This window comes from Roseibium sp. MB-4, assembly GCF_053005265.1.
The window spans coordinates 549,080-572,358 of record NZ_JBRKQB010000004.1 but is presented as its reverse complement, the minus strand read 5'-3'; the positions used below and the strand labels follow the sequence as shown (position 1 = coordinate 572,358).

Below are 23,279 nucleotides of genomic sequence, written 5' to 3'. Positions count from 1 at the left end.
CAAACGGATACCCATGACAGACCTTCGCCCAAATCCCCGCACGACCCTGCCCTTTCGCGAACAAGTCTGCGAGACCGGAGATGACGGCGCACCTGTCATCTTGCTGCACGGCTTTGGAGGCGACCGCCAAACCTGGGTGAACATTCAAACTGGTCTTGCCAGCCGCAAACGCTCTCTGGCGTTTGATCTGCCCGGTCACGGCGAAGCACTGGATTGGCCCAAGGTTGGTCACGCTGGGATTTCGGCAAAAGCTGTCACACAATCCCTTGAAGCGCTGGAACTGAAACGCGTGCATCTGGTTGGGCATTCCATGGGTGGCGCCGTTGCCGCATTGGTTGCCCTGCGTGCACCGGAGCTGGTTGCCAGTCTTACGCTTTTGGCGCCCGGTGGATTTGGACCGGAAATCAATCATCGGCTTTTGCGGCGCTATGCGGTTGCCTCTGAGACAGCGGAAATGGAAGTTCTTCTCGAGCAGTTCTTCGGCTGGGAATTCAAGCTTCCCAAATTCCTCGCAAAAACCGCTGCAGAAAGCCGGGCCCGGCCAGGAGGCGCGGCAACTCTGTCGGCGATCGCCGACGAAATCATCGACGGCTCCGTGCAAAAGACTTTGCCGCGGGACGACATGGCAGCGCTTCCGATGCCGATCAAGGTGCTTTGGGGAACTCAGGACCGTGTTCTACCGACACGGCAGGCGCACAAGCTGCCTGGCATTGTTGCCACGCACATATTTGAGCGCGTTGGTCACATGGTGCATCTGGAAATACCAAAAGAAACCACCCGCCTCATTCTTCAAAACGCGGCTGCAGAATGAGGCGCTCGGCCAGCCGACATGCTGAGGGGACTTGCAGGAGCGTTATCGGTTTTCAACGCTAACGCTCCTGTATTCAATGGCTGATCGTCTATGCGTCCGGGAGCAGGTCGTCCCGCCAGATCTCGCCGATCACCCGCCGCGCCATCATGTGCGAGCGCGGTGAATTGATGCTGTCGACCGCAATAAGTGCATTTTCTTTCAGATACGCAACGTAGAACTTTTTAGCGGCTGGGTCGCCGACAACGATTGTCTTGTCATACCCTTCCGACAGGCCCGCGATCTGCAGCTTGATTTCATACTGATCCGACCAGAACCACGGCAAGGGATCATAATCGACCTCCTGCCCCAGCAACGCCTGGGCCGCGATTTTGGCCTGATCAATCGCATTTTGGACGCTTTCCATCCGCACAGAGCGTGAATACCGCCCAGAATAAAACCGGGTGCAATCGCCAACGGCATAGATGTCCGGATCGCTTGTCTGAGCTGCACCATCAACAAGAACACCGTTGTCTGTATCCAGCCCCGCATCTGCGGCCAGTTGATCATTTGGCTCGGCGCCAACGGCGACAAGCACAAGGTCGGCCGGGACACTGTCTCCATTGCTCAGCTTGATGGATTCGACCGCCTCTCCACCCTCAAGCGCTTCAATGCCTGTGTTCAAACGCAGTTGAACGCCATTATCGGAATGCAGTTTCGCGAAAAAGCCCGACACAGTTTCGCTCACGACCCGCTTCATCGGCCGGTCCTGAGCTTCAATCACGCAGACATCCTTGCCGAGCGCGCGGGCCACTGCAGCGACCTCCAGACCGATGTAACCGGCACCGATGATGACGAGGTTCTGGCTCTTCGACAAACGGTCACGGATCGCATCAACATCGCCAATGGAGCGCAATGTGACCACGCCGTCTTTTTCAGAGCCTTTGATTGGAAGGAGACGCGCTTTGGTTCCCGTCGCAAGGACCAGTTTTCCGTAAGATATGGTGTCGCCGTTTTCCAGCTGAACACGTTTTGCCGACCGATCGATTCCAACGACACTTGTATTTGGGATGTGGTCGATGGTGTTGGTCGTGTAGAACGCTGGCGGCCGGAGCCAAAGCCCTTCGGCGCCAATTTCACCAGCCAGGAATTTTTTGGACAGTGGCGGGCGTTGATAAGGTGGATGAGCCTCGTCGCCGATGAGCCGCAACGCGCCTTCAAAACCACCTTGACGAAGCGATTGAGCGACCTGGGCACCAGCTTGACCAGCCCCGACTATGACGATCTCTTCCTGCATCCCGTTTCACCTTCTTCGTGCAATCAGACTCGTCCCTAGCACGAAGAAAAGCCGCCCGCCAGCGGGGCATTAAGTCCCGGTTGGCAAAGCGGCTTTTGAAACTTCTCGCCTATGCGTTAGGCGCTGCGAACACCTTGCAGGAATGTCGCGATTTCCTGACGGATCAGCCCGCCCTGCTGAGACAGGGATTGCGCCAGTTTATCGACCTCAGCACCATTGGTTCGGGCAAGTTCTGCAGCGGATCCAACGCTCGTCATACGATCGGCTGCTTCATCAGACCGCTGAGACGCACTAGAAACGTTGTCGGAAATCTCTCGGACCGCCTGATCCTGATGCTGAACGGAATCTGCAACCGACGATGCCAGGTTTTCCATGTCGGAGATAATTTTGCTGACATCCTCAATGGCCTGCACAGCGTGACCGGACGATCCCTGGATGGCTTCAATCTGGATCGCGATCTCTTCCGTCGCTTTCGATGTCTGATCAGCCAATTGCTTGACCTCGGCAGCAACAACCGCAAAGCCCTTACCGGCTTCACCGGCACGCGCGGCTTCGATGGTCGCGTTCAGAGCGAGCAGATTGGTTTGACTTGCAATATCCCGGATCAGGCTCATGACTTCGCCGATCCGTTCTGCCGCGCTGGAGAGCTCCTGCATGGTCGAAACCGTTGTGGAGGCACTTAAAACGGCTTGCTGAGCAACTTCCGTAGACCGGGTTGCCTGATTTGAGATCTCGGCAATCGAGGCTGCCAATTCGTCCGCAGACTGGGCTGCCGATGTGACATTTTCCGCAGCTGTTCTCACCGCACCCGTTGCACCAGACGATTGATCCGCCACATCGTCGGCCGCCTGTTCCATTGATTGCGAGGTCTGGCGCAGTTCGTCATTGGCCCGGTCCAAACTGCCGAGCGCGTCAGTTACCGTGCCTTCAAACCGGCCGATAATGTCTTCCAGACGGGCGACACGTTCTTCACGAGCCTTGTTTTCCTGTTCCTGAGCTGCTGCAAGCTGCGATCTCTCGACCGCATTGTCCCGGAAGACCAAAACCGTCCGGGCAATGGCAGCAAGTTCAGTTTTACCCTTTGCTTCCGGCAAGGCGATGTCTGTCTGACCACCCGCCAGGGCTTCCATGGCTTTCTGGAGATGCGCCAACGGTCCGGCTACCGATTGACCAACCAAAAATGCGATTGCAGGCAACAAGATCAGCAAACCAAGAATGGTCCCACCAATTGCATAGGTTGCGATCGACCGGGCAGTCTCGAGTTGAGTGGCAGCCTGCGCCTGCAGGTCTTTTGCAGCGGCATTCAGAGCGTCGATGTGCGGTGGCACCAGTTGAAAAAGGTTTTCCAGGAGGGCGGTGCTGCTCGTCTCTTGCTCAACCGCTGCCGTATACTGGGCAAACGTCTCCTGATACGCCGTCATGTTATCGGCGAGCTCTTTCTTGATCGCATCTTGAATGTAGACCCTCTTGAGCAGTTTCTCGAACGCCGCAAACTGCTCATCGAAGACGCCGATTGCTTCGGGCGTGCTGTTGAGGGTGAATTCTTTTTCCGCGAGCTGCACAGCGAGGATAGCGCGCGCCAGCTTTTCAAAGTCCGGGCCGCCGCCAAACTTCATTTCTTCAAACAAACGATCTTTCACTGCACCAGTGAGCGAATCGAGGCGTGCCAGCTGCCCATCCTGGTTCGTATAACCGATTTGCTGCCGGACGCTGTCCAGCATCTCGAACGCGCCGCTTGTGCCCTCTAGCGTATCTTTCACATCGGCAACCTGGGCGGCGTAGCTCGCCGCGGCAGGATTGTTTTCCAGCTTGGCAACCAAATCCGTCGCGACAATCATTTCGGTTGTGAATCTTTGAAACGCTTCGGCAGAGGGCGCTGCAAAGTATTGATTTTCAATGATCTGCAGCCGTGCTGCCGTCTCAGAGAGCGCTGCCACTTCTTCGGCCAGATCGGCACTTTGGTTCATCCTGCTAAAAGCCGAATTCAGCTCGCCCTGGCTCCAGAAATAAACCCCGCCGATGATGACGAGGCCAACGACTGTCACAAGACTGAGCGCCATAACCCGCACTTTGACCGAGAGTTTGGACAAAACTCCAAAAGTTGATTGCGCACCGATTGCCACTGGCTTATGTCCCCTGAGAGAAATAGTGTTTCCTCAGAGTTAGCTAAAATTGCCAATTTCCGGTTAATCTGAAAATCATTCTTTTTCATTTCCCCTCATCGACCACTTTGCTGGTTTGGCGAACCACCCCCGGAGATTGACTTGGCATATCTGGCCAAAATTGCCCCTGCGCTTTTTGTTCTTCTATGGTCAACCGGTTTTATCGGTTCAAAGCTGGGGGCGCCGTACATCGAACCAATGGCTTTCCTGACGGTCCGGTTCGCTGCGGTCTTGCCCATTTTGTTCCTTCTCGGTCTGTTTTGGGTGAAATCCTGGCCGAAGGACAAAAAGGCAATTGGCCACTGCATCGTGACCGGCATGCTGGTCCACGGGATCTACCTGGGCGGCGTTTTCTGGGCCATCAAACAAGGCATGCCTGCTGGAGCTTCAGCGATTATCGTCGGATTGCAGCCGGTTCTGACAGCTATTTTTGCAGTTGGTATGATCGGAGAAGTGATCAGTCGCAAACACTGGATCAGTATGGCGATTGGCCTGAGCGGCCTCGGTCTTGTGCTTGGACCCAGGTTTGATCTTGCTGGGTCTGGCATCACACTCGTTACGATCAGTGTTGTCTTCTTTTCTGTTATCGCAATCAGTGTTGGCACGGTTTATCAAAAGCGCTTCGTACCCAACACCGATCTTCTGGCAGCAACCTTCTGGCAATATGTCGGCGCCCTTTTGGTCACAACACCACTCAGCCTTTTCGAGACTTGGCAAATCACGTGGTCGGGCGAGTTGATCGTAGCGCTTGCCTGGCTTGTTTTGGTGCTGTCGATCGGCGCGATCATGTTGTTGATGCTACTCATCCGCCAGGGTGCGGTTTCGCAAGTGGCTAGCCTGTTTTACCTCGTGCCGGTCGCAACAGCCATTGAGAGCTATTTCCTGTTTGGAGAAACCCTCTCGATGATCCAGATAGCCGGCATGGCTTTGGTGGTCGGCGCGGTCTTGATGATCCGCGCGGCTCCAAAACGGACCTAAGCCTGCTGCTGCCGACCCAATTGACGATCGCGGAAGGCACGTTGCCGCGCGATCGCGGCATTGAGCTCGCCGCCCAAGATAAAGGCGAGCGAGCAGATATATAGGAAGATCAACGCAGTCATGATCCCAGCCAGACCGCCATATGTTGAGACATAATTGGCAAACCGCGCGAGATACGCCCCGAAGGCACTGCCTGAAACGATCCACAAGAGCAGGGTGGCAATCACGCCCGGCCAGATGTCTGAAAAAGACCGCTTGCCAGAAGGCAGCAGCCAATGGGTCATGAAAAGCCCGACAATCAACAATGACCCGGCCAGCGTGTAGCGGGCGATATTGATCGACAACAAAAATGTTTCAACCTGAGGCACAAATCCTCTCAGAGCCTCGATCCCAAGCGGCGCAAGAACGACAAGAAATGTATAGGCCAGCAGGATCACCGCGCCCAGGATCACAAGAGCCAGCGATTGAATGCGCAACAGGATAAAGGACCGCTTTTCAACCTGCCGGTAAGCCCGGTTCAGCGCCGTTCTAAGCGCCTCGACCCCATTGGATGCAAACCACAATGCGGCCACCGCACCAAAAGTGAGTAAGTCACTGCGGGGTACCGTCAGCACGTTTTCGATTTCACGGACGACAGGGGCCGCAACAGTTTTCGGCCAGGCGTCGAACACAAGTTCAGACACCGTGTCTGCCGCACCGACCATTCCAAAAAAACCCGCAAGAGACGCAATGAAGATAAGCAAAGGGAAAATCGCGAGCAGACCGGACAATGCCACATGGCTGGCCATTGCAAAGCCGTCATCACGTGAAAAATGACCGATTGCATCTTTCAGCACAGCAAAAGATGCCTTGGCAAAAAGGTAAAGACTCATAGGTTTCATGTTGCTTGGCCGGGAGCTGTCGTCAAGTCTGTGCCCTCGTTATGACAGCCCCCTTCGAAAGACCAACAAGTTTTGGCTCGACAAAGCCCGGTGTGCGACGCAACATAGCTTCAAGAAAATGCGCGCGCGCGCAACAAATGAAAACGGAGATGCCAATGTCCACCGCAGCCATAAAGGCCGCAGAAATGCAGCCGACTCTATCTGAGCGAACCAACGCGATCGTCCATAAATTGGACGGTCTCCTTGATCTCGCAGCGCAGCGTGTGCGCGAGCGCGTTACGGTGGACGGGCGGATTTCTTCAAGCCGGATGGAAGAAGAACAACGTGCAACACACGGGCTGGCATGGCTTGCAACATATGTCGAAGCGCTCCGCCAGCTTGATGCCTACGCACAGCGGTTGTCCGAGAGCGGCCGCTACGGCGATCTGGAAGACAAGATCGTTCAGCTCGGCTTTGCGGAATACGTGGCGCAGATCTTCGGCGGGATCCCGATGAACCAGGGCGAATTCGTCCGCCTTGCCGATCTTGGCATTTCCGATGACGAGGCCCGCTCGGTCCGGACCGCAGACATGGATGCTGTCATTGCAACAGGCAACACCATTGAAGTTCGCGAAGGTCTCACGGAGCTGATCCGGGCGCAGGCAGGACAGTCGACCTTCGGTGATGGCGGCCTCGATGAAACCATGGAGCAGATCCGCAACGAAATGCGGAAGTTTGCTGAAGACACCGTCGTGCCCAATGCCCATGAGTGGCATCTGAAAAACGAGTATATTCCGCTCGAAGTTGTCAGTCAGATGTCGGAACTCGGCGTTTTCGGACTGACCATCCCTGAGGAATACGGCGGGCTCGGTCTTGGCAAAGAGGCAATGTGTGTTGTCTCCGAGGAGCTCTCCCGCGCCTATATCGGTGTCGGCTCACTTGGTACCCGGTCGGAAATCGCCGCTGAACTCATCCTGTGTGGCGGCACCCAGGAGCAGAAGGAGCATTGGCTTCCGAAAATCGCCTCCGGAGAAATCCTGCCGACCGCCGTCTTTACCGAACCGAATACCGGCTCCGACCTTGCCTCGCTCAAGACAAGGGCGGTGAAGGACGGCGACACCTGGAAGATATCGGGCAACAAGACCTGGATCACCCATCCGGTGCGCGCAGACATCATGACCCTCTTAGCCCGGACCAATCCGGCTGAGCCCGGATACAAGGGCTTGTCGATGTTTATTGCCGAAAAACCGCGCGGAACGGATGAAGATCCGTTCCCGGCAGACGGCATGACCGGCGGCGAGATCGAGGTTCTTGGCTATCGCGGCATGAAGGAATACGAGATCGCCTTCGATGATTTCGAAGTAAAGTCGGAAAACCTGCTGGGTCAGGTTGAAGGCGAAGGCTTCAAACAGCTGATGCAGACATTTGAAGGCGCCCGAATCCAGACCGCGGCCCGCGCCATCGGTGTTGCGCAATCCGCACTGGATATCGGACTGCGCTACGCAGAGGATCGTGTTCAGTTTGGCAAGGCGTTGATCAGTTTCCCACGCGTTTCCGACAAGCTCGCACTCATGGCGACCGAGACCATGATTGCCCGTCAGCTGACATATTTCTCAGCCTGGCAGAAAGACTCCGGCAAGCGCTGCGACCTGGAAGCTGGCATGGCCAAACTGCTTGGGGCCCGTGTCGCGTGGGCCGCTGCGGACAACGCACTGCAGATCCATGGCGGTAATGGCTTCGCTCTTGAATACGCCATCTCCCGCGTGCTGTGCGATGCAAGGATCCTGAACATCTTTGAAGGTGCAGCAGAGATCCAGGCGCAAGTTATCGCCCGCCGATTGCTGGAAACCCGCGGCAACGCATGATCAAACAATAGGGCGCCAATCGGCGCCCTTTTTCTATTCAACCGTGATCGTGATCCGCTCGGACATTACTGGCGGGTTGTGTGGGATGTGACTCCAGTCGCCCAAAACCAGCTGCAGCGTGTGTTCGCCGGGCGCCAACTCAACTGTGGTTTCGGTCTGCCCGCCACCAAAGTGTTTGTGATTGTCATCGGCCGGGATAGCTTCGTTGAGTTCTTCGCCTTCAATCGTTTCATCGATAATCAAATGGTGATGGCCGGTTTTTTCTTTTTCAACACCGGCCGGCGCCACGCCCATTCCGGTCAAGCCGAACTGGATAAAGACCGCGCCTTTGACACTGTCACCGTCCTTCAAATTGATGAAATAGACCTTCGCACCGTCCGGGGATGGGGTTTCACCGGCATTGACCGAAACCGCTAATGGCAAGACGAGACACAAAGCCATCGCAGAAGATTGAAAATATGATCTCATAACGATCCTCCCGTTAACGAAACGCCCCTCAGCCTAAACATTACGCTTCTCATCACTGATGAAAGTGACAATAATCACACAAAGATGCCAGGAACGCTTGGTAAACTTTATTTGTAATTCTGGCTCACATGCCCATATCATTTGTATGCCGCGAACAGGAATTACGTTGAAATGACCTCCTCATCCCCATTTGAAGATCTGGGATTCGACCCGGAAATTCTCGGACCGGAAGAGGAACAAAATGAAACGGTCCGTCAGAAACTGTTAAAAACAGCCCGGAAGGCGGCGCGCCAAGTTCCGTTTATGGAAGATGTTGTCGCCGGGTACTACTGCGCGCTTGATCCTGCCACGCCGACAAAGGTGCGCGGGACCTTGCTTGCTGCTTTGGCCTATTTTGTTTTACCGCTCGACGTGGTGCCGGATTTTATCCTGGGCGTCGGGTTTGGAGATGATGCAACGGTGCTGATGGCAGCGATTTCGATGATCCGGGCCCATATTCGGCCGGACCATTACCAGGCCGCCAAAGATGCTTTGGAGGACGGAGAACTATAAGTCTTCGTCCGTTGCTTTCTCGTCATGCGGTAGACCTTTTGTCCGCGGAAGCCAGCTCCCGGCGGTCCGTCCTGCAATGATCCAGTAAACAGCCCCGGATACGAAGCCGGCTGCCAGCACGACCGGACTACCGGGCCTTAACCCAGCGTCCGCTGTCCCATCAAGAGTCCAGAGTAGAAAGGCGATGGCACCGGCGCTTGCAACATGAAAAACAATCCCTGACAACCGCGCGATTTCGGAAACCAGGATGACACAAACTGCAGGGACGAACGCAACAGCGCCCAGGACGCTCGCAGTGACAAACGCCGTTCCGATCATGGCCGCAAACGCAGCGGGATCGGCCTGCGGAGATCCAGGCTGAAACAGCCCCCAGGACAAAAACAATCCGCAGGCGATAACGGCTATGACAAAGCCCACGATGATTTTGATGAGCTGCCAGATGAACAACGTTCCGTTCAATCGGATCTCCTGCTTCGGCAATGGAGGGTCAAATTGGCGCCCGGACCATCCAATTGCAAGACGCCACTGATTTACAGCGTCGAGCAAGATTGAAAATGTAACAAGGTTGCACGCCGCTCAAAAAAGATCTGTCAAAGGCCCAAGATCGGTGTTTTTGGTTGACTTTTTGGGCGTTTGGCACGAGCTTGGGGCTTGGCGTTCGAGAAGACGCGGCGAGACCCTTGGAGCGAACGTTCCGGGGCCGTTTGCGTATAAACAACGGCTTGAAAGCCAATTAAACTGAAACCGCAGAGGAGTTTGCGACCATTCGCCGTCCGTTCCGCGCCCCGCCTCCCACGAAGGAAGGCCCGCGCACAAACCAAGAAATTCGCGTTCGCGAAGTCCAGCTTATTGACCACGAAGGCGCCAACCGCGGCGTTATATCGACCGAAGAGGCGATGGATATCGCCATGGATGCCGGTCTGGATCTTGTAGAAATCCAGCCGAATGCCAATCCGCCGGTCTGCAAAATTCTGGACTACGGCCGATACAAATATCAGGCACAGAAGAAAGCTGCAGAAGCCCGCAAAAAGCAGAAGACCGTCGAGATCAAGGAGATCAAGATGCGTCCGAACATCGACACCCATGATTATGAGGTGAAGATGAAAAACATGCTGCGCTTCTTCAACGACGGCGACAAGGTGAAGGTCACGCTCCGTTTCAGGGGCCGCGAAATGGCGCACCAGGATCTCGGCATGAAACTTTTGCACAAGGTTCGTGATGAGACCTCGGAAATTGCCAAGGTGGAATCCCATCCGAAACTGGAAGGCCGCCAGATGGTGATGGTCTTGGCTCCGATTAAGTAAGCGACCTGTCAGAAACGTTACAGAACCCCGCCAATCGGCGGGGTTTTTTGTTGCCCGTCATGGCGGGCAAAATGTTTGCGAAAGGCATTTGGAGTGAGCCCCGTCAGTTTTGTGAAGAGCCGACTGAACGACGGCGGATCCTGATAACCGACGGCAAAGCAGATATCCGATACAGTCCGGCCCGTTTCGCTCAGCAAATCCCTGGCCCGCTCTATGCGCAACTCTTGCAAGTATCCATTGGGCGTCATTCCTGTCGCAGCCTTGAACCGGCGCAAAAACGTGCGATCCGGCAGCCCGGAAGCGCTGGCAATTTCCTTAACGCTCAGGGCATCTGCATATCGCGCGTCGATCAGGTGTTGTGATTTTAAAATAGCCGCATCGCCATGCCGCAGATGCGGTGAAAACCGCCTGAACCGGCGCTGATCCCGGCGGCGCATGTCCACGATGAAGTAGCCAGCCGTGCGTGCGGCCACGCCGTACCCAAGAAATCGTTCAATGACCACTAGGCCGAGGTCGACCCAGGCCATCAAGCCACCAGCCGTGATGAGGTCGCTGTATTCGATCAACAGTTGATCAGTATTGAAGGACATGTCCGGATAGCGCTTGGAAAGCCTCTGTTCCAGCCCCCAATGTGTGGTTACCGGTCGACCGGCAGCAATGCCAGCTTCTGCGATAAAGGTAACCCCGGTGCAGGCGGAACAGACAACCGCACCCTTCCCGTGCTGGTAAGCTGTGTATCGTGGCAATTCCGGCACATCGGCTGCACGCACCTCCGATGCAGAGGGCGGCAGGATCAGTGCGTCGAACGAACGGCCTCCCGGCACAAAGGTCGAGATCGTTTCAACGGCAACCGAATGCTCCGAAATACTTGCGGCATACCCAAGCACATCCTGAAGCCCCAAGACGGCCGATTGAAGACAGCCCGGATAAGCCAAAATCGCCAAACTGTAGGAGCGTGCCACCATCTGGCGTATCTAGCACAAGATCTGTCATTTGCGCCAATCGCACTCATCGGTACTTTCTGTACATTTGAGGACAATGGAAATTCATGGAGCTCTCATGTCAACTACAAGCACCACAAGTCCTCTGCACATCGGCGACATCGCAATCACGCCACTTTCAGATGGCCATCTCGATATTCCCGCCGCCTATTTCTCCAATGCAAGCGATGAAGAGATCCAGGCGGTCAGTCCAACCACCCGGTTTGGCGCAACATGCTGGCTGATCGAAACCGGACACAAAAAGGTTCTCGTGGATGCAGGGTCTGGAACTTGGCTAAAAGCGCGTTTTCCCGAGACCGGATTCATCACGGCATCGGGGTCTTTCCTAATAAACGCGGCCAACGACATCACAGACATCATTCTGACTCACATGCATGCCGACCACATCGGCGGCCTGGTTGCGGACGGTCAAAGCTTGTTTCCCAATGCAACTGTCCACCTTCAAAACAGCGAGTGGGCGTTCTGGACCGACGAAAACCTGGTGGAGGCCGTACCGGAGGACAAAAGACCCATCGTCCAACTAATCCAGTCCTTGGCACGCCCAATCGCCTCCCAAATCAAACTTCATGACGGGGATGCGGACCTGGAAAATGGAATTCATGTCACGAGTGCCCAAGGACACACGCCCGGCCATCAGGTCGTCAGGATCTCAAGTGGCGGCAAACAGGTGATGCTGCTGGGGGATGCCCTGGTGTCCGGCGTTCTGCAGTTTGCTAATGCTGACGTCCACTATGCGTTGGACAGCGCGCCTGAGACAGCGGCAGCAACCCGGAATACTCTATTTGCCGAACTCGCCGCCGAGCAGATCCCTTTCGCGGCAACCCATCTTGAGGCCCCGGACTTCGGCACTCTGACAGCAACCGGCAGCGACGGATATCACTTCGAGCCTTTGGCTTAGGTGCTCTGGCTGAGAGACACCCAACCACCGTCCTTTGCGGATTGAAACAACGCATCCAGAACTGCCATGTTCTGGATTGCGTCCTCCACCCCAAAAGAAAGGGGTACTTCACCAAGAATGGCACGGCCGAAGACATCTGCCATTTCGGCATACTGATCGCAAGGCGCGATGTTCTCGGTCACCGCGGACCCATCGCCGAGCTTTGACCCGTCATCGAGCCTTAATTCGGTTGCCCCGCCTTGCGGCGCGTTGACGGGAATAAGTAGTTCGAGCCGCTTCTTCGTTCCAACAAGCTGGAAACGCTGATGCGGCGTCAATTGGGTGGACACGGTGAAACTCAAATGACGGCCCTGCCCGAAGTCCAGCAAGGCACTCGTCGTCCGGTCAGTTCCGAATTCCGGATCCCGGTCGATCAGCGCAACAACACGGTGCGGCTCAGCTTCAAAAAAATACCGGCCGGCCAGCATCGTGTAGCATCCGATATCGAGCAGCGCGCCACCGCCGATTTCGGCATTGTTTCGGATGTTCGCCGGGTCCGCGTTGAAATAGCTGAAGAACCCCTGGATCGCTTTCAACTCGCCCAATTCTCCGGACCGGACCAGATCACGGGCTCTGATCCATTGCGGATGGGCGCGTACCATAAAGGCTTCCGCAATCAGCCGGCCTTCTTGGGCACTCAGGAGCTGACGTGCCTCGTCCGCGTTGAGGGCAATCGGCTTCTCGCACAGGACATGTTTTCCGGCAGCTGCCGCCCGCAGGGTCAACGGCACATGCAAATGGTTCGGCAGCGGATTGTAGATCGCATCGATATCTGGATCGGCCAGAAGATCCTCGTAGGCCCCATAGGCTTTGGGAATTTCAAGCTGATCGGCCGCGTCTTGGGCACGCTCGAGGCCACGGGAAGCAATAGCTGCAACATGTCCGGTCTCGGACGATTTTATCCCAGGAATGACCTTCTCCCGGCCAATTTTTGCCGTTGACAGAACGCCCCACCGGATTTGCTTCGTGCCGCTCATGTTTATCTCCTGCACCTCAAACAAAAATCCCGGCCAATGGCCGGGATTGCCAATTTCTTTTACCAAAACAATCAGTATTTATCAGGCACGTAAAGGTGTTCCGGTAGAACTTTGCGCTCGTAGTCCGGGTTAAACCGGCGTTCCGGCAGGGTAATTGGATCATGCGGCACGTCTTCGTACGGCAGCATCGACAAGAGATGGCTGATGCAGTTGAGGCGGGCCTGCTTCTTGTCGTTCCCTTCCACGATGAACCACGGCGCTTCGGGAATGTTGGTCCGCTCGAACGTCTCTTCCTTGGCCTTGGTATAGTCTTCCCAACGCACGCGGGATTCCAGATCCATCGGCGACAGCTTCCACTGCTTCAACGGATCATGAATGCGCATCAGAAAGCGCAGCTGCTGCTCTTCATCGGTGATGGAGAACCAGTATTTGATCAGCCGGATGCCGGATCGGACCAGCATGCGCTCAAATTCCGGAACGTCGTTGAAAAATTCCTCGACCTGATCTTCTGACGCAAACCCCATCACGCGTTCAACGCCTGACCGGTTGTACCAGGAGCGATCGAACAGCACCATCTCACCAGCCGCCGGCAGATGCGGCACATAACGCTGGAAATACCACTGGCTCTTTTCGCGGTCTGACGGCGCCGGCAAGGCAACAACACGGGCCACCCGCGGGTTAAGGCGCTGCATGATCCGCTTGATCACACCGCCTTTGCCAGCAGCATCTCGGCCTTCGAATATGACGACGATCTTCTCGCCGGTATGCTGAACCCAGTCTTGCAGTTTCACCAGCTCTGCCTGGAGCATCAACAGCTCGTGGAAATAGGTTTTCCGGTCGAGGGGGGATTTGTGCTTCTTGTCAGCAATGTACTGAAGATCCTTGGCGATCAGGAAATCATCGATTTCCATCTCGAGTTCTTCATCCATGCTGTCGGCCCACTCGTTTTCCACCCAGGTCTTGGCGTCCTCACTCATCCGACTGTTCCTTATGCATAATTTAAACGCGTCTCACCTGCACTGAGAGCCCGAAATCCATGACAGGAGTTTGACAGTAACGTCAGTCGATGAACCGCCGCAATGCGCTCCCTCAAAGTCCATACCTCGGAATCCACTTGCTAAATGAATGAACGTTCATTAATATGACGCAAGTGGAGGAGACGTAATGGCGCTTTCAGCACGCCCGCAGCCGCGGCAACGCGGCCTGGAAACTGCAGAAAAGGTTCGAAAAGCGGCCCTGCGGCTTTTTGCGGCGTCAGGATACGCAGCCGTATCCATGCGCGACATCGCAACCCAGGTCGGCGTTCAGCCGGGTGCGCTCTACAATCACTTCCCCACCAAGCAGCACATTTTGAAAGACTTGATGCTGAGCCACATGGCCGACTTGCTGGCGGCTTGGGACACTGCAGATTTCCCGGATGAAACCGACCCGATCGAACGCTTTGTGCGATTTCACATCCGGTATCACCTGGAACGCGCAGATGAAGTCTTCATCGCCTATATGGAATTGCGCAGCCTTGATGCCGAGAACTTCGCGATCGTCGAGGCCGAGCGCCGGCGCTATGAAACCATTCTGACAGAGATCTTGAGCGAAGGCGCAGAAAGCGGCCGCTATCACATCGACAACGCCAAAGTGACGACACGTGCGATCATCGCCATGCTGACCGGCATTCCGGCCTGGTACCGGCCCGGCGGCGATCTGTCGAAAGAAGAGATCGAAACGCTTTACCTCAACATGGTGCGCAAAAGCATCACCCCAGAAACGAACGATAATCCTGGCAATCCAGACACCGGAGACCGGATGGCATGAGCATCCTCAAATCGAGCCTATCGCCCAAGAGCGCCGAGTTCACCGCCAACAAGGCCACGCATGAAGACGCCATGGCGCAGATCAAGGCCGCTGCACAAACAGCGCTGGACGGCGGCGGCGAAACCGCCCGTGAGCGCCATGTCTCCCGCGGCAAGATCCTGCCGCGCGAACGTGTCTCCCGCCTGCTGGATCCGGGCTCGCCGTTTCTGGAAGTCGGCATGCTGGCCGCCCACGACATGTATGATGGCGCAGCACCGTCGGCCGGTATGATTGCGGGTATTGGCCGGGTCGAAGGACAGGACGTCATGATCCTGGCCAATGACGCGACGGTCAAAGGCGGCACCTACTATCCGCTGTCCGTGAAGAAGCACCTGCGTGCCCAGGAAATCGCCGAGCAGAACAACTTGCCATGCGTCTATCTGGTCGACAGCGGTGGTGCCAACCTGCCCAACCAGGATGAGGTCTTCCCGGACCGTGACCACTTTGGCCGGATCTTCTTCAACCAGGCCAACATGTCGGCGAAAGGCATTGCCCAGATCGCGGTTGTGATGGGCTCGTGCACGGCTGGCGGTGCCTATGTTCCGGCCATGTCGGACGAGACCATCATCGTCAAGAACCAGGGCACCATCTTCCTTGCCGGTCCGCCTCTGGTGAAAGCGGCCACCGGGGAAGAGGTGTCCGCAGAAGACCTTGGCGGCGGTGACGTCCATACCCGTTTGTCTGGCGTCGCCGATCACCTTGCGCGTGATGACGCGCATGCGCTTGCCATCGCCCGCCGGTCCATCGCGAGCCTCAACCGCACCAAAGCCTCGCAGCTTGCCCTGCAGACGCCCGAAGATCCGCTCTACGATCCGGAGGAAATCCTCGGCGTCGTCCCGGCGGACCTGAAAACGCCCTATGACATTCGCGAAGTCATTGCCCGCGTGGTCGACGGCTCAAGATTTGACGAGTTTAAGGCCCGTTATGGCACCACGCTGGTCTGCGGCTTTGCCCATATTCACGGCATGCCGGTCGGCATCATCGCCAACAACGGCGTTCTCTTCTCCGAAAGCGCGGTCAAGGGCGCGCATTTCGTCGAACTCTGCTCCCAGCGCAAGGTGCCTCTGGTATTCCTGCAGAACATCACGGGCTTTATGGTCGGCCAGAAATACGAAAGCGGCGGGATCGCGAAGGACGGTGCCAAGCTGGTGACCGCCGTTGCCACGACGAAGGTACCGAAAATCACGATGCTGGTCGGCGGGTCTTTTGGTGCCGGCAACTACGGCATGTGTGGCCGGGCCTATTCGCCGCGTTTCCTGTGGACCTGGCCGAACTCGCGCATCTCTGTCATGGGCGGGGAACAGGCCGCCGGCGTTCTGGCAACCGTTCGCCGCGACGGCATCGAGCGCAAGGGCGGCAGCTGGTCCAAGGAAGACGAAGCCGAATTCAAACAGCCGATCATCAACCAGTTTGAGGAACAGGGTCACCCGCTCTATGCCTCAGCCCGGCTTTGGGATGACGGCATCATCGATCCGCGTAAAACCCGCGACATTCTGGGTCTTTCTTTGTCGGCGTCCCTGAATGCCCCGATCGAAGACACCAAGTTTGGCCTGTTCCGGATGTGATGTGATGACCTTGGAAGAACTCAAAAAGAAATATCCGGGGGCAGAAACCTTCAAGTTCGGCGACGGACCCGAACTCAGCAGCCTTCTGATCGGCCTGGTCCGCGCAGGTAAAAAGACCGCGACGTGCGGTGCTTTGCGCGACTTTGCAGACGGCGGCGAAGCGATGCCCGAAGTCGGACGCATGGATATCGTTCTCAACTGGGACGGGTCTCCGGCCCTCGTCATTGAAACGCTCGAACTGACCCAATCCCGTTTTTGCGATGTGTTGGCGGACTTTGCACTTGCAGAAGGTGAGAACGACACACTCGAAGGCTGGCAAAAAGACCACCAGAGCTATTTCGAGCGCAATGGCGGCTTTGATCCGGAAATAATGCTCGTGTGCGAACGATTCAAAGTGGTTGAAGACCTTAAGACGGAAGGCATCTGACAATGTTTAAGAAAATCCTCATTGCCAACCGTGGTGAAATCGCCTGCCGGGTCATGGAAACAGCCCGCGAACTCGGCGTTAAAACCGTGGCTGTCTATTCCGACGCCGATGCAAACGCCAAACACGTTGCGATGGCCGACGAAGCGTACCGCATCGGCCCGGCTCCTGTCTCCGAGAGCTATCTGCAGATCGCCAAGATCATCAAGGTCTGCAAACAAAGCGGCGCAGAGGCGGTCCACCCGGGATACGGCTTCCTGTCGGAAAACCCGGACTTCGTTGACGCGCTGGACGCGGCCGGGATCACCTTCATCGGCCCGAGCGCAAATGCCATCCGCGCCATGGGCCTGAAAGACGCCGCCAAGGCACTGATGGAAAAGGCTGGCGTTCCGGTCGTACCGGGCTACCACCGGGAGACCCAGGACCCTGGTTTCTTGCAGATCCAGGCCGGCAAGATCGGCTATCCGGTTTTGATCAAGGCGCGCGCTGGCGGCGGCGGCAAAGGCATGCGCAAGGTTGAACGGGCGGAAGACTTTATCTCCGCGCTCAAATCCGCCCAGCGCGAAGGCGAGGCAAGCTTTGGTGACGGCCAGGTCCTGATCGAGAAATATGTCGCCAAGCCGCGTCACATCGAAATCCAGGTCTTCGGCGACAATCATGGCAATGCCGTGCATCTGTTTGAGCGCGACTGCTCGCTGCAAAGGCGCCACCAGAAGGTCATTGAGGAGGCTCCGGCCCCCGACATGCCGGAAGAGATGCGCACGGCCATGGGTGAGGCGGCCGTTAAGGCGGCCAAGGCGATCAACTATTCCGGCGCCGGCACCATCGAATTCATTGTTGACGTTTCCGAAGGTCTGCGTGCCGACCGCTTCTATTTCATGGAGATGAACACGCGTCTGCAAGTTGAGCACCCGGTAACAGAGCTGATCACGGGACAGGACCTCGTCGAGTGGCAGCTGCGTGTTGCCTCAGGAGAGCCTCTGCCAAAGGCGCAGGAAGATCTTTCGATCAACGGCTGGGCTTTTGAGGCCCGCCTCTATGCAGAAGATGCACCGAAGGGCTTCTTGCCCGCGATCGGCACGCTGGAGCACCTCGTTCTTCCAGAAACCCAGGCCCGCGTCGACAGCGGTGTCCGGGCAGGAGACGAGATTTCCCCTTTCTATGATCCAATGATCGCGAAGGTCATCGTACACGGCCCGTCGCGTGACGCTGCGCTTGGCAAATTGCTCGCCAGTCTCGAGGTGACGGAAGTTGCCGGTTGCGTGACCAACGCCGGGTTCCTGGCTGCGCTTTGCCGCCATGAGGGCTTTGCCAAAGGGGACGTCGATACCGGCCTGATCGACCGCGACCTGGAAAGCCTGATCGCCGAGCCGGAGATGCCGGAAGACGCAATCGCGCTTGCTGCACTGACCGCGCTTGGCCTCACCCGTCCAGCCGAGGGAAATGATCCGTTCGAAACACTCGCTGGATGGCGGATCTGGAGTGCTTCACGTCAGTTCGCGCTTCTCGAAATTGCCGGTGAGCGCAGGGATGTTGAAGTTCACGCTCAGGGCCAAAACAAGTTCACCGTGCATCTGGAAAGCGGTCCGAAAGACTTCACCCTGATTCAGGTGGATGACAGCACCATCACCTATGACAGCAACGGCCACCGGGCTTCCGGTTCCGTGGTTCACGATGGCAAAGGACTTACGGTCTTCATGTCCGGTCATGCCTTCACGGTTGGTCTGCCGGACGCGCTGAGTTCTGACGAGGAAGCTGCCGGTGCGGGCGATCAGCTGATTGCCCCAATGCCGGGCCTTGTCAAAATGCTGAACGCCAAGGCCGGCGATGCGGTCACCAAGGATCAACCCTTGATCATTCTGGAAGCCATGAAAATGGAACACACGCTGAAAGCCCCGCGCGATGGGGTCATTGGTGAAGTGATGGTCAATGAGGGCGAACAGGTGACCGACGGAACGATCCTTCTGGTTCTTGCGGAGGAAGCCGATGCTGCTGCCTGAGGCAAAAACCTACAAGGAGCTGACCGAGAGGTTTTCGTGGCATATCCCGGAGCGGTTCAACATCGGTGTCGCGATTTGTGACGCCTGGGCCGACAAGGAACCACGCCGCGAAGCTCTGGTCTATGCCGAAGAAGGCCAACCCGCCCACAGCTATTCCTATGGCGCGTTGAAACGGCTTTCCAATCAGCTGGCCAACCTTCTGAAGAGCAGGGGCATTCAGCAGGGCGACCGGATTGGCGTCCTGATGCCGCAACGCCCGGAAACAGCCTTTGCTCATATCGCTGCGCTGAAACTCGGCGGGATTTCCATCCCGCTGTTCGTCCTCTTTGGCGAAGAAGCCCTGGAATACCGGCTCAAGGATTCTGGCGCCAAGGCCGTCATTACGGATGAAAGCGGTGCGGCGAAGCTTGAAAAAATCCACGGCAGCTTGCCCGAACTAACAACCGTCTTTTGTGCAGATGGCGCGCACCATGGCGCTGATGATCTTTGGGCCGCAATGGAAGGTCACGAAGAAGCTTTCGAACCCGTCGATACGCAGCCAGACGACCCAGCCATCATCATCTACACCTCCGGCACGACAGGTCAGCCGAAGGGTGCACTCCACGGGCACCGGGTTTTGCTTGGGCACCTCCCCGGCGTTGAGATGAGTCATGATTTTCTCGGCCAGCCAGAAGACCGGATCTGGACACCGGCGGACTGGGCATGGATCGGCGGCCTTCTGGATGTACTGATGCCGGCTCTTTATCTTGGTGTCCCTGTTGTGGCCTGCCGTTTCAAGAAGTTCACTGCGGAAGCGGCCTTCCAGCTGCTACAAGACCAAAATATCCGCAACGCTTTCATCCCACCAACGGCGTTGAAGATGATGCGCCAGCTCGATGCCCCGGAAGACCGCTGGCAGTTGAATTTGCGAACTGTCGCCTCCGGCGGCGAAACCCTCGGTGCCGAGCTCATCGACTGGGGCCGCAAAACCTTCGGCCGGACAATCAACGAGTTCTACGGCCAGACCGAATGCAACATGATCGTTTCAAGTTGCTCTGAAATCATGGGCGCGCGGCCGGGCATCATGGGCAAGGCTGTACCGGGGCACAAGCTGGCCATCGTCAGTGATGCCGGTGAGGTTCTGCCCTCCGGCACCTTCGGCAATATCGCCGTCAAGCGGCCCGATCCGGTTATGTTCTTGAAGTACTGGAACAACGAGGACGCCACGCAGAAGAAGTTCGCCGGTGACTGGCTGCTGACGGGCGACACGGGCGAGATGGATGAGGGCGGCTGGATCCGTTTCGTGGGCCGGGACGATGATGTCATCACCTCCTCCGGCTACCGGATCGGGCCCGGCGAGATCGAAGACTGCCTGATCAAGCATCCCGACGTTGCGATGGCCGGTGTCATCGGCAAACCCGATGCCCAGCGCACCGAGATCGTCAAGGCCTACATCATCCTGAAGCAGGATGTCGAACCGTCCGACGCCTTGGCCAAGGAGATCGCCGACTTCGTCAAGATACGGCTCGCCGCCCATGAATATCCGCGCGAAATCGAGTTCGTTGACGCTCTGCCGATGACCACAACCGGCAAGGTCATCCGGCGTGAGCTCCGCGCCCGCGCGGCTGAGATTGATTAAGGAAAAAGCGCTCATGTCCGAGTTTGTCACCATCTTCGAAATGGGTCCGCGCGACGGGCTTCAGAACGAAAAGCGGTTTGTCCCGACGGAAGACAAGATTGCGCTTGTCGACCGTCTTTCCGAATGCGGTTTCCACAAGATCGAAGTCACCAGCTTTGTCAGCCCCAAATGGGTGCCACAAATGGCCGATGCGCAAGAGGTCATGGAAGGGATCTATCGCCATCCGGCTGTCGTCTATTCGGTTCTGACACCGAACGTCAAAGGCTACACGGCCGCTCTGAAAGTCTCCGCCGATGAGGTGGCCATCTTCGGCTCGGCTTCTGAGGGCTTTTCCAAGAAGAACATCAACTGCTCGGTCGCAGAAAGCATCGAACGTTTCAAGCCGCTGCTGGAAAAAGCCCGTCAGGACGAAATGCCGGTGCGCGGCTATGTTTCCTGCGTTACCGATTGCCCTTATGACGGCCCGACGCCGCCTGAGAAGGTCGCCGAAGTCGCAAAGATCCTATACGAGCTTGGCTGCTACGAGATTTCTCTTGGGGACACGATCGGTGCTGGAACACCGGAAACTATTGGCCGGATGCTCGACGCTGTTCTCGCCGTGGTGCCAGCTGAAAAGGTCGCCGGGCATTATCACGATACCAAGGGCCGGGCGCTGGAGAACATCGAGGTCAGCCTTGAGAAAGGCCTGCGCACGTTCGACAGCACCATTGGCGGACTGGGCGGCTGCCCGTATGCCCCCGGCGCCAAGGGCAACGTCGCCACAGAGGCCGTTGCAGAGCTGATGCAGCGCCGCGGTTTTGAGACCGGGCTCAAACTTGAGAAACTGGCCGAGCTTGCCGAATTTGCAAAATCCCTTCGGAGTGACACCGCATGAGTTTTGAGACGATCTCGATTGAAACGGATGACCGCGGCGTTGCAACGCTGACCCTGAACCGCCCGGAAAAGCATAATTCCCTGTCGGCCAAGATGATCGACGAACTTACGGACGCTGCAGACCAACTCGGATCTGATGGTTCGGTCCGTGTTGTTGTCCTGACAGGCGCAGGCGAAAGCTTTTGCGCCGGGGGCGATCTCGCCTGGATGCGCGAACAGATGGCGGCTGACCGCGACACACGCATGGCCGAAGCCCGCAAGCTCGCCATGATGCTGAAAGCTCTGAATGAACTGCCAAAACCGGTGATTGGGCGCGTACAGGGCCAGGCCTTCGGTGGCGGCATCGGCATGATGAGCGTCTGCGATACTGTCGTTGCCGTCGACACTGCGAAGTTCGGCCTGACCGAGGTTCGGCTTGGCCTAATACCGGCGACCATCAGCCCCTACGTCCTGGCCCGGATGGGCGAAGGCAAGGCGCGCCGGGTGTTCATGTCGGCGCGCATTTTCGGTGCGGAAGAGGCTCGGGATCTTGATCTCGCCGCCAAAGTGGTGGGCGCCGATGCCCTCGATGCGGCCATTGAAAAGGAAATCAAACCCTATCTGAGCGCCGCGCCGGCAGCCGTTGCAGCGTCAAAGGCCCTTGCCCGGTCTCTTGGCCCCGTGATTACAGACGCTGTCATCGACGATACGATCCAAAGACTGGCGGACACGTGGGAAACGCCGGACGCCAATGAGGGCACATCTGCGTTTTTTGAAAAAAGAAAACCAGCCTGGACGAACTGAGGATCAGACGCCTTACGCGTTCCGCCGGGCGTGCTCGATCAAAGCTGCAATCCGGGCGACATCGAGTTGCTCGGATTTCGGTGCAGGCTCCTCAACGCGGTACATTTTTTCCCGCCGCCGCCGGATTTTCTTGCGTTGCCATTCGCTAATGCCTTCCGGCAAATCCACTTCAGCGCGGTCCATGCCAATCAAGACACGTTGGAGGTCCGGAATGAGCTCAGATGAGATCGTAAATGTGGACCCGTCGTTGCGGCGGAAGACCAGGGTTTTGGTTGTTTCTTCACCGTTCAGCAGCACCGCTTTTTTCCGCCCACTGGAGCCAATCGTGGACTGGAACCAAGCAACGGCCCCCGATGCATGCCACAGCTTCACGCTGACCTTTTCAAGATCGGCATAAGGCACACGCACCCGCAAGCCGAATTGCGTGAACTCGAAACCGTTGCCGAAAAAACGCACCCAAGACGTTTCCTGGCGCACGGCGACCGTGAAGAAAACAAGAGACAAACTGGCCGTGAGCAAACAAATCAGAGCCAAAGCTGCCAAGGCACCCGTTGCCGATGCGAGACCGAGAACCGCGAGTGGGAGAAAAACCAGTCCGAGCCCGAAACCAATCAGGTCGAGTGTCAGGACGGACGGGCGGGACACTGGCCGGATCGCACCGGAGGCCGGCTGTGGCCGGGGCGGCGCAAGATAGATCGCAGCCGCAGCCACCAAGCACATGATGCTGCTGAGCAGCGTCATAAAGTAAAACCAACCCGCAATGCCGAGCACCGCCAGGCCTAAAGGTAATATGCGCCGGAGATATTCAAGCCGTGCTGTTTTGCCCACGCCGCGCTCCTTGGTATCGGGGCGAAATCGCTACACATCCGCTGAAGTTCTGATTCTTCCATTGAATCAACTTGACCGTCCGTAATCAAGACAGACACAGCACTATCCAAAATGATTGTAGGAAAACGGCAAATAATACCGGGAAAATTTGA

Annotated in this window: 22 protein-coding genes; 13 read left to right on the top strand and 9 right to left on the bottom strand. The window is 56.9% G+C overall.

All coding sequences use genetic code 11. The features are described from left to right. Nucleotides 1-13 precede the first annotated feature (13 nt). The gene (locus tag ACVDG4_RS22330) at nucleotides 14-811 is read left to right on the top strand and encodes an alpha/beta fold hydrolase (RefSeq protein ID WP_409687203.1); all 798 of its coding nucleotides are present in this window, start codon (nucleotides 14-16) and stop codon (nucleotides 809-811) included. An 88-nt stretch (nucleotides 812-899) separates the two neighbouring features. On the opposite strand, the gene ACVDG4_RS22325 is transcribed toward ACVDG4_RS22330, so the two are convergent. Together ACVDG4_RS22325 and ACVDG4_RS22320 are read right to left on the bottom strand one after the other, a co-directional pair. Then, entirely contained in the window at nucleotides 900-2,084 is a 1,185-nt protein-coding gene (locus ACVDG4_RS22325; RefSeq protein ID WP_409687200.1) for an NAD(P)/FAD-dependent oxidoreductase, read from the bottom strand. A 116-nt stretch (nucleotides 2,085-2,200) separates the two neighbouring features. Beyond that, a complete protein-coding gene (locus ACVDG4_RS22320; RefSeq protein WP_447236723.1) occupies nucleotides 2,201-4,144 on the bottom strand; it encodes a methyl-accepting chemotaxis protein in 1,944 nt (647 codons plus the stop codon). Nucleotides 4,145-4,348: 204 nt separating this feature from the next. On the opposite strand from ACVDG4_RS22320, the gene ACVDG4_RS22315 reads away from it, so the two are divergent. Further along, complete coding sequence (locus ACVDG4_RS22315; RefSeq protein WP_420339650.1) at nucleotides 4,349-5,224, top strand: DMT family transporter; 876 nt, start codon at nucleotides 4,349-4,351, stop codon at nucleotides 5,222-5,224. Here the strand turns inward: ACVDG4_RS22315 and ACVDG4_RS22310 are convergent. Next, nucleotides 5,221-6,105: a YihY/virulence factor BrkB family protein gene (locus tag ACVDG4_RS22310; RefSeq protein ID WP_209176111.1), complete on the bottom strand. Its 885-nt coding sequence runs from the start codon at nucleotides 6,103-6,105 to the stop codon at nucleotides 5,221-5,223. The two genes, ACVDG4_RS22315 and ACVDG4_RS22310, sit on opposite strands and share 4 nt — an antisense overlap. A gap of 155 nt (nucleotides 6,106-6,260) precedes the next feature. Between ACVDG4_RS22310 and ACVDG4_RS22305 the strand changes: the two genes are divergently transcribed. Continuing rightward, the gene (locus ACVDG4_RS22305) at nucleotides 6,261-7,949 is read left to right on the top strand and encodes an acyl-CoA dehydrogenase family protein (protein ID WP_447236722.1); all 1,689 of its coding nucleotides are present in this window, start codon (nucleotides 6,261-6,263) and stop codon (nucleotides 7,947-7,949) included. Nucleotides 7,950-7,982: 33 nt separating this feature from the next. Here ACVDG4_RS22305 and ACVDG4_RS22300 read toward each other — a convergent pair whose 3' ends face one another. Then, nucleotides 7,983-8,417, bottom strand: coding sequence for a DUF4399 domain-containing protein (locus tag ACVDG4_RS22300; RefSeq protein WP_447236721.1), 435 nt, complete (start codon nucleotides 8,415-8,417; stop codon nucleotides 7,983-7,985). Between the two features lie 171 nt (nucleotides 8,418-8,588). Here ACVDG4_RS22300 and ACVDG4_RS22295 point away from each other — a divergent pair, with 171 nt between their 5' ends. Further along, complete coding sequence (locus ACVDG4_RS22295) at nucleotides 8,589-8,969, top strand: YkvA family protein (protein WP_306149614.1); 381 nt, start codon at nucleotides 8,589-8,591, stop codon at nucleotides 8,967-8,969. On the opposite strand, the gene ACVDG4_RS22290 is transcribed toward ACVDG4_RS22295, so the two are convergent. Continuing rightward, a complete protein-coding gene (locus tag ACVDG4_RS22290; RefSeq protein WP_447236720.1) occupies nucleotides 8,964-9,428 on the bottom strand; it encodes a translation initiation factor IF-3 in 465 nt (154 codons plus the stop codon). The two genes, ACVDG4_RS22295 and ACVDG4_RS22290, sit on opposite strands and share 6 nt — an antisense overlap. A 305-nt stretch (nucleotides 9,429-9,733) precedes the next feature. Between ACVDG4_RS22290 and infC the strand changes: the two genes are divergently transcribed. Continuing rightward, nucleotides 9,734-10,273, top strand: coding sequence for a translation initiation factor IF-3 (gene infC, locus ACVDG4_RS22285; protein WP_133952177.1), 540 nt, complete (start codon nucleotides 9,734-9,736; stop codon nucleotides 10,271-10,273). A 17-nt stretch (nucleotides 10,274-10,290) separates the two neighbouring features. On the opposite strand, the gene ACVDG4_RS22280 is transcribed toward infC, so the two are convergent. Next, nucleotides 10,291-11,238, bottom strand: coding sequence for a GlxA family transcriptional regulator (locus tag ACVDG4_RS22280; RefSeq protein WP_447236719.1), 948 nt, complete (start codon nucleotides 11,236-11,238; stop codon nucleotides 10,291-10,293). 94 nt (nucleotides 11,239-11,332) lie between these two features. Between ACVDG4_RS22280 and ACVDG4_RS22275 the strand changes: the two genes are divergently transcribed. After that, nucleotides 11,333-12,172 carry an MBL fold metallo-hydrolase gene (locus tag ACVDG4_RS22275; protein WP_447236718.1) on the top strand — a complete coding sequence of 280 codons (840 nt, stop codon included), beginning with the start codon at nucleotides 11,333-11,335 and terminating at the stop codon, nucleotides 12,170-12,172. Here the strand turns inward: ACVDG4_RS22275 and ACVDG4_RS22270 are convergent. Both ACVDG4_RS22270 and ppk2 read right to left on the bottom strand, forming a co-directional pair. Further along, nucleotides 12,169-13,188, bottom strand: coding sequence for a Gfo/Idh/MocA family protein (locus ACVDG4_RS22270; RefSeq protein ID WP_447236717.1), 1,020 nt, complete (start codon nucleotides 13,186-13,188; stop codon nucleotides 12,169-12,171). The two genes, ACVDG4_RS22275 and ACVDG4_RS22270, sit on opposite strands and share 4 nt — an antisense overlap. Before the next feature lie 71 nt (nucleotides 13,189-13,259). Next, nucleotides 13,260-14,165 carry a polyphosphate kinase 2 gene (gene ppk2, locus ACVDG4_RS22265; protein WP_306149619.1) on the bottom strand — a complete coding sequence of 302 codons (906 nt, stop codon included), beginning with the start codon at nucleotides 14,163-14,165 and terminating at the stop codon, nucleotides 13,260-13,262. A gap of 187 nt (nucleotides 14,166-14,352) precedes the next feature. Between ppk2 and ACVDG4_RS22260 the strand changes: the two genes are divergently transcribed. Genes ACVDG4_RS22260 through ACVDG4_RS22230 form a run of 7 tightly spaced genes read left to right on the top strand, consistent with a single transcriptional unit; the run spans nucleotide 14,353 to nucleotide 22,299 of the window. Further along, a complete protein-coding gene (locus ACVDG4_RS22260) occupies nucleotides 14,353-14,997 on the top strand; it encodes a TetR/AcrR family transcriptional regulator (RefSeq protein ID WP_447236716.1) in 645 nt (214 codons plus the stop codon). Next, entirely contained in the window at nucleotides 14,994-16,601 is a 1,608-nt protein-coding gene (locus ACVDG4_RS22255; RefSeq protein WP_447236715.1) for a carboxyl transferase domain-containing protein, read from the top strand. The genes ACVDG4_RS22260 and ACVDG4_RS22255 overlap by 4 nt, the downstream gene beginning before the upstream one ends. Before the next feature lie 4 nt (nucleotides 16,602-16,605). Then, the gene (locus tag ACVDG4_RS22250) at nucleotides 16,606-17,028 is read left to right on the top strand and encodes an ASCH domain-containing protein (protein WP_447236714.1); all 423 of its coding nucleotides are present in this window, start codon (nucleotides 16,606-16,608) and stop codon (nucleotides 17,026-17,028) included. Nucleotides 17,029-17,030: 2 nt separating this feature from the next. Continuing rightward, nucleotides 17,031-19,025, top strand: a complete 1,995-nt coding sequence (locus ACVDG4_RS22245; protein ID WP_447236713.1) for an acetyl/propionyl/methylcrotonyl-CoA carboxylase subunit alpha — start codon at nucleotides 17,031-17,033, stop codon at nucleotides 19,023-19,025. Continuing rightward, nucleotides 19,012-20,643 carry an acyl-CoA synthetase gene (locus ACVDG4_RS22240; protein WP_447236712.1) on the top strand — a complete coding sequence of 544 codons (1,632 nt, stop codon included), beginning with the start codon at nucleotides 19,012-19,014 and terminating at the stop codon, nucleotides 20,641-20,643. Before ACVDG4_RS22245 ends, ACVDG4_RS22240 begins: the two co-directional genes overlap by 14 nt. A 13-nt stretch (nucleotides 20,644-20,656) precedes the next feature. Continuing rightward, complete coding sequence (locus ACVDG4_RS22235; RefSeq protein ID WP_447236711.1) at nucleotides 20,657-21,517, top strand: hydroxymethylglutaryl-CoA lyase; 861 nt, start codon at nucleotides 20,657-20,659, stop codon at nucleotides 21,515-21,517. Beyond that, entirely contained in the window at nucleotides 21,514-22,299 is a 786-nt protein-coding gene (locus ACVDG4_RS22230; protein WP_447236710.1) for a crotonase/enoyl-CoA hydratase family protein, read from the top strand. The genes ACVDG4_RS22235 and ACVDG4_RS22230 overlap by 4 nt, the downstream gene beginning before the upstream one ends. A 12-nt stretch (nucleotides 22,300-22,311) precedes the next feature. Here ACVDG4_RS22230 and ACVDG4_RS22225 read toward each other — a convergent pair whose 3' ends face one another. Continuing rightward, nucleotides 22,312-23,127 carry a hypothetical protein gene (locus ACVDG4_RS22225; protein WP_447236709.1) on the bottom strand — a complete coding sequence of 272 codons (816 nt, stop codon included), beginning with the start codon at nucleotides 23,125-23,127 and terminating at the stop codon, nucleotides 22,312-22,314. Nucleotides 23,128-23,279 lie beyond the last annotated feature (152 nt).

Excerpts from the sequence above, each read along its gene's own strand:
- ACVDG4_RS22305 (WP_447236722.1), top strand. The coding sequence starts at position 6,261 with ATGTCCACCGCAGCCATAAAGGCCGCAGAAATGCAGCCGACTCTATCT.
- ACVDG4_RS22295 (WP_306149614.1), top strand. The coding sequence starts at position 8,589 with ATGACCTCCTCATCCCCATTTGAAGATCTGGGATTCGACCCGGAAATT.
- ACVDG4_RS22325 (WP_409687200.1), bottom strand. The coding sequence starts at position 2,084 with ATGCAGGAAGAGATCGTCATAGTCGGGGCTGGTCAAGCTGGTGCCCAG.
- ACVDG4_RS22320 (WP_447236723.1), bottom strand. The coding sequence starts at position 4,144 with ATGGCGCTCAGTCTTGTGACAGTCGTTGGCCTCGTCATCATCGGCGGG.
- ACVDG4_RS22250 (WP_447236714.1), top strand. The coding sequence starts at position 16,606 with ATGACCTTGGAAGAACTCAAAAAGAAATATCCGGGGGCAGAAACCTTC.
- ACVDG4_RS22270 (WP_447236717.1), bottom strand. The coding sequence starts at position 13,188 with ATGAGCGGCACGAAGCAAATCCGGTGGGGCGTTCTGTCAACGGCAAAA.
- ACVDG4_RS22330 (WP_409687203.1), top strand. The coding sequence starts at position 14 with ATGACAGACCTTCGCCCAAATCCCCGCACGACCCTGCCCTTTCGCGAA.
- ACVDG4_RS22245 (WP_447236713.1), top strand. The coding sequence starts at position 17,031 with ATGTTTAAGAAAATCCTCATTGCCAACCGTGGTGAAATCGCCTGCCGG.
- ACVDG4_RS22300 (WP_447236721.1), bottom strand. The coding sequence starts at position 8,417 with ATGAGATCATATTTTCAATCTTCTGCGATGGCTTTGTGTCTCGTCTTG.
- ACVDG4_RS22240 (WP_447236712.1), top strand. The coding sequence starts at position 19,012 with ATGCTGCTGCCTGAGGCAAAAACCTACAAGGAGCTGACCGAGAGGTTT.
- ACVDG4_RS22255 (WP_447236715.1), top strand. The coding sequence starts at position 14,994 with ATGAGCATCCTCAAATCGAGCCTATCGCCCAAGAGCGCCGAGTTCACC.
- ACVDG4_RS22230 (WP_447236710.1), top strand. The coding sequence starts at position 21,514 with ATGAGTTTTGAGACGATCTCGATTGAAACGGATGACCGCGGCGTTGCA.
- ppk2 (WP_306149619.1), bottom strand. The coding sequence starts at position 14,165 with ATGAGTGAGGACGCCAAGACCTGGGTGGAAAACGAGTGGGCCGACAGC.
- ACVDG4_RS22275 (WP_447236718.1), top strand. The coding sequence starts at position 11,333 with ATGTCAACTACAAGCACCACAAGTCCTCTGCACATCGGCGACATCGCA.
- ACVDG4_RS22235 (WP_447236711.1), top strand. The coding sequence starts at position 20,657 with ATGTCCGAGTTTGTCACCATCTTCGAAATGGGTCCGCGCGACGGGCTT.
- ACVDG4_RS22310 (WP_209176111.1), bottom strand. The coding sequence starts at position 6,105 with ATGAAACCTATGAGTCTTTACCTTTTTGCCAAGGCATCTTTTGCTGTG.
- ACVDG4_RS22280 (WP_447236719.1), bottom strand. The coding sequence starts at position 11,238 with ATGGTGGCACGCTCCTACAGTTTGGCGATTTTGGCTTATCCGGGCTGT.
- ACVDG4_RS22260 (WP_447236716.1), top strand. The coding sequence starts at position 14,353 with ATGGCGCTTTCAGCACGCCCGCAGCCGCGGCAACGCGGCCTGGAAACT.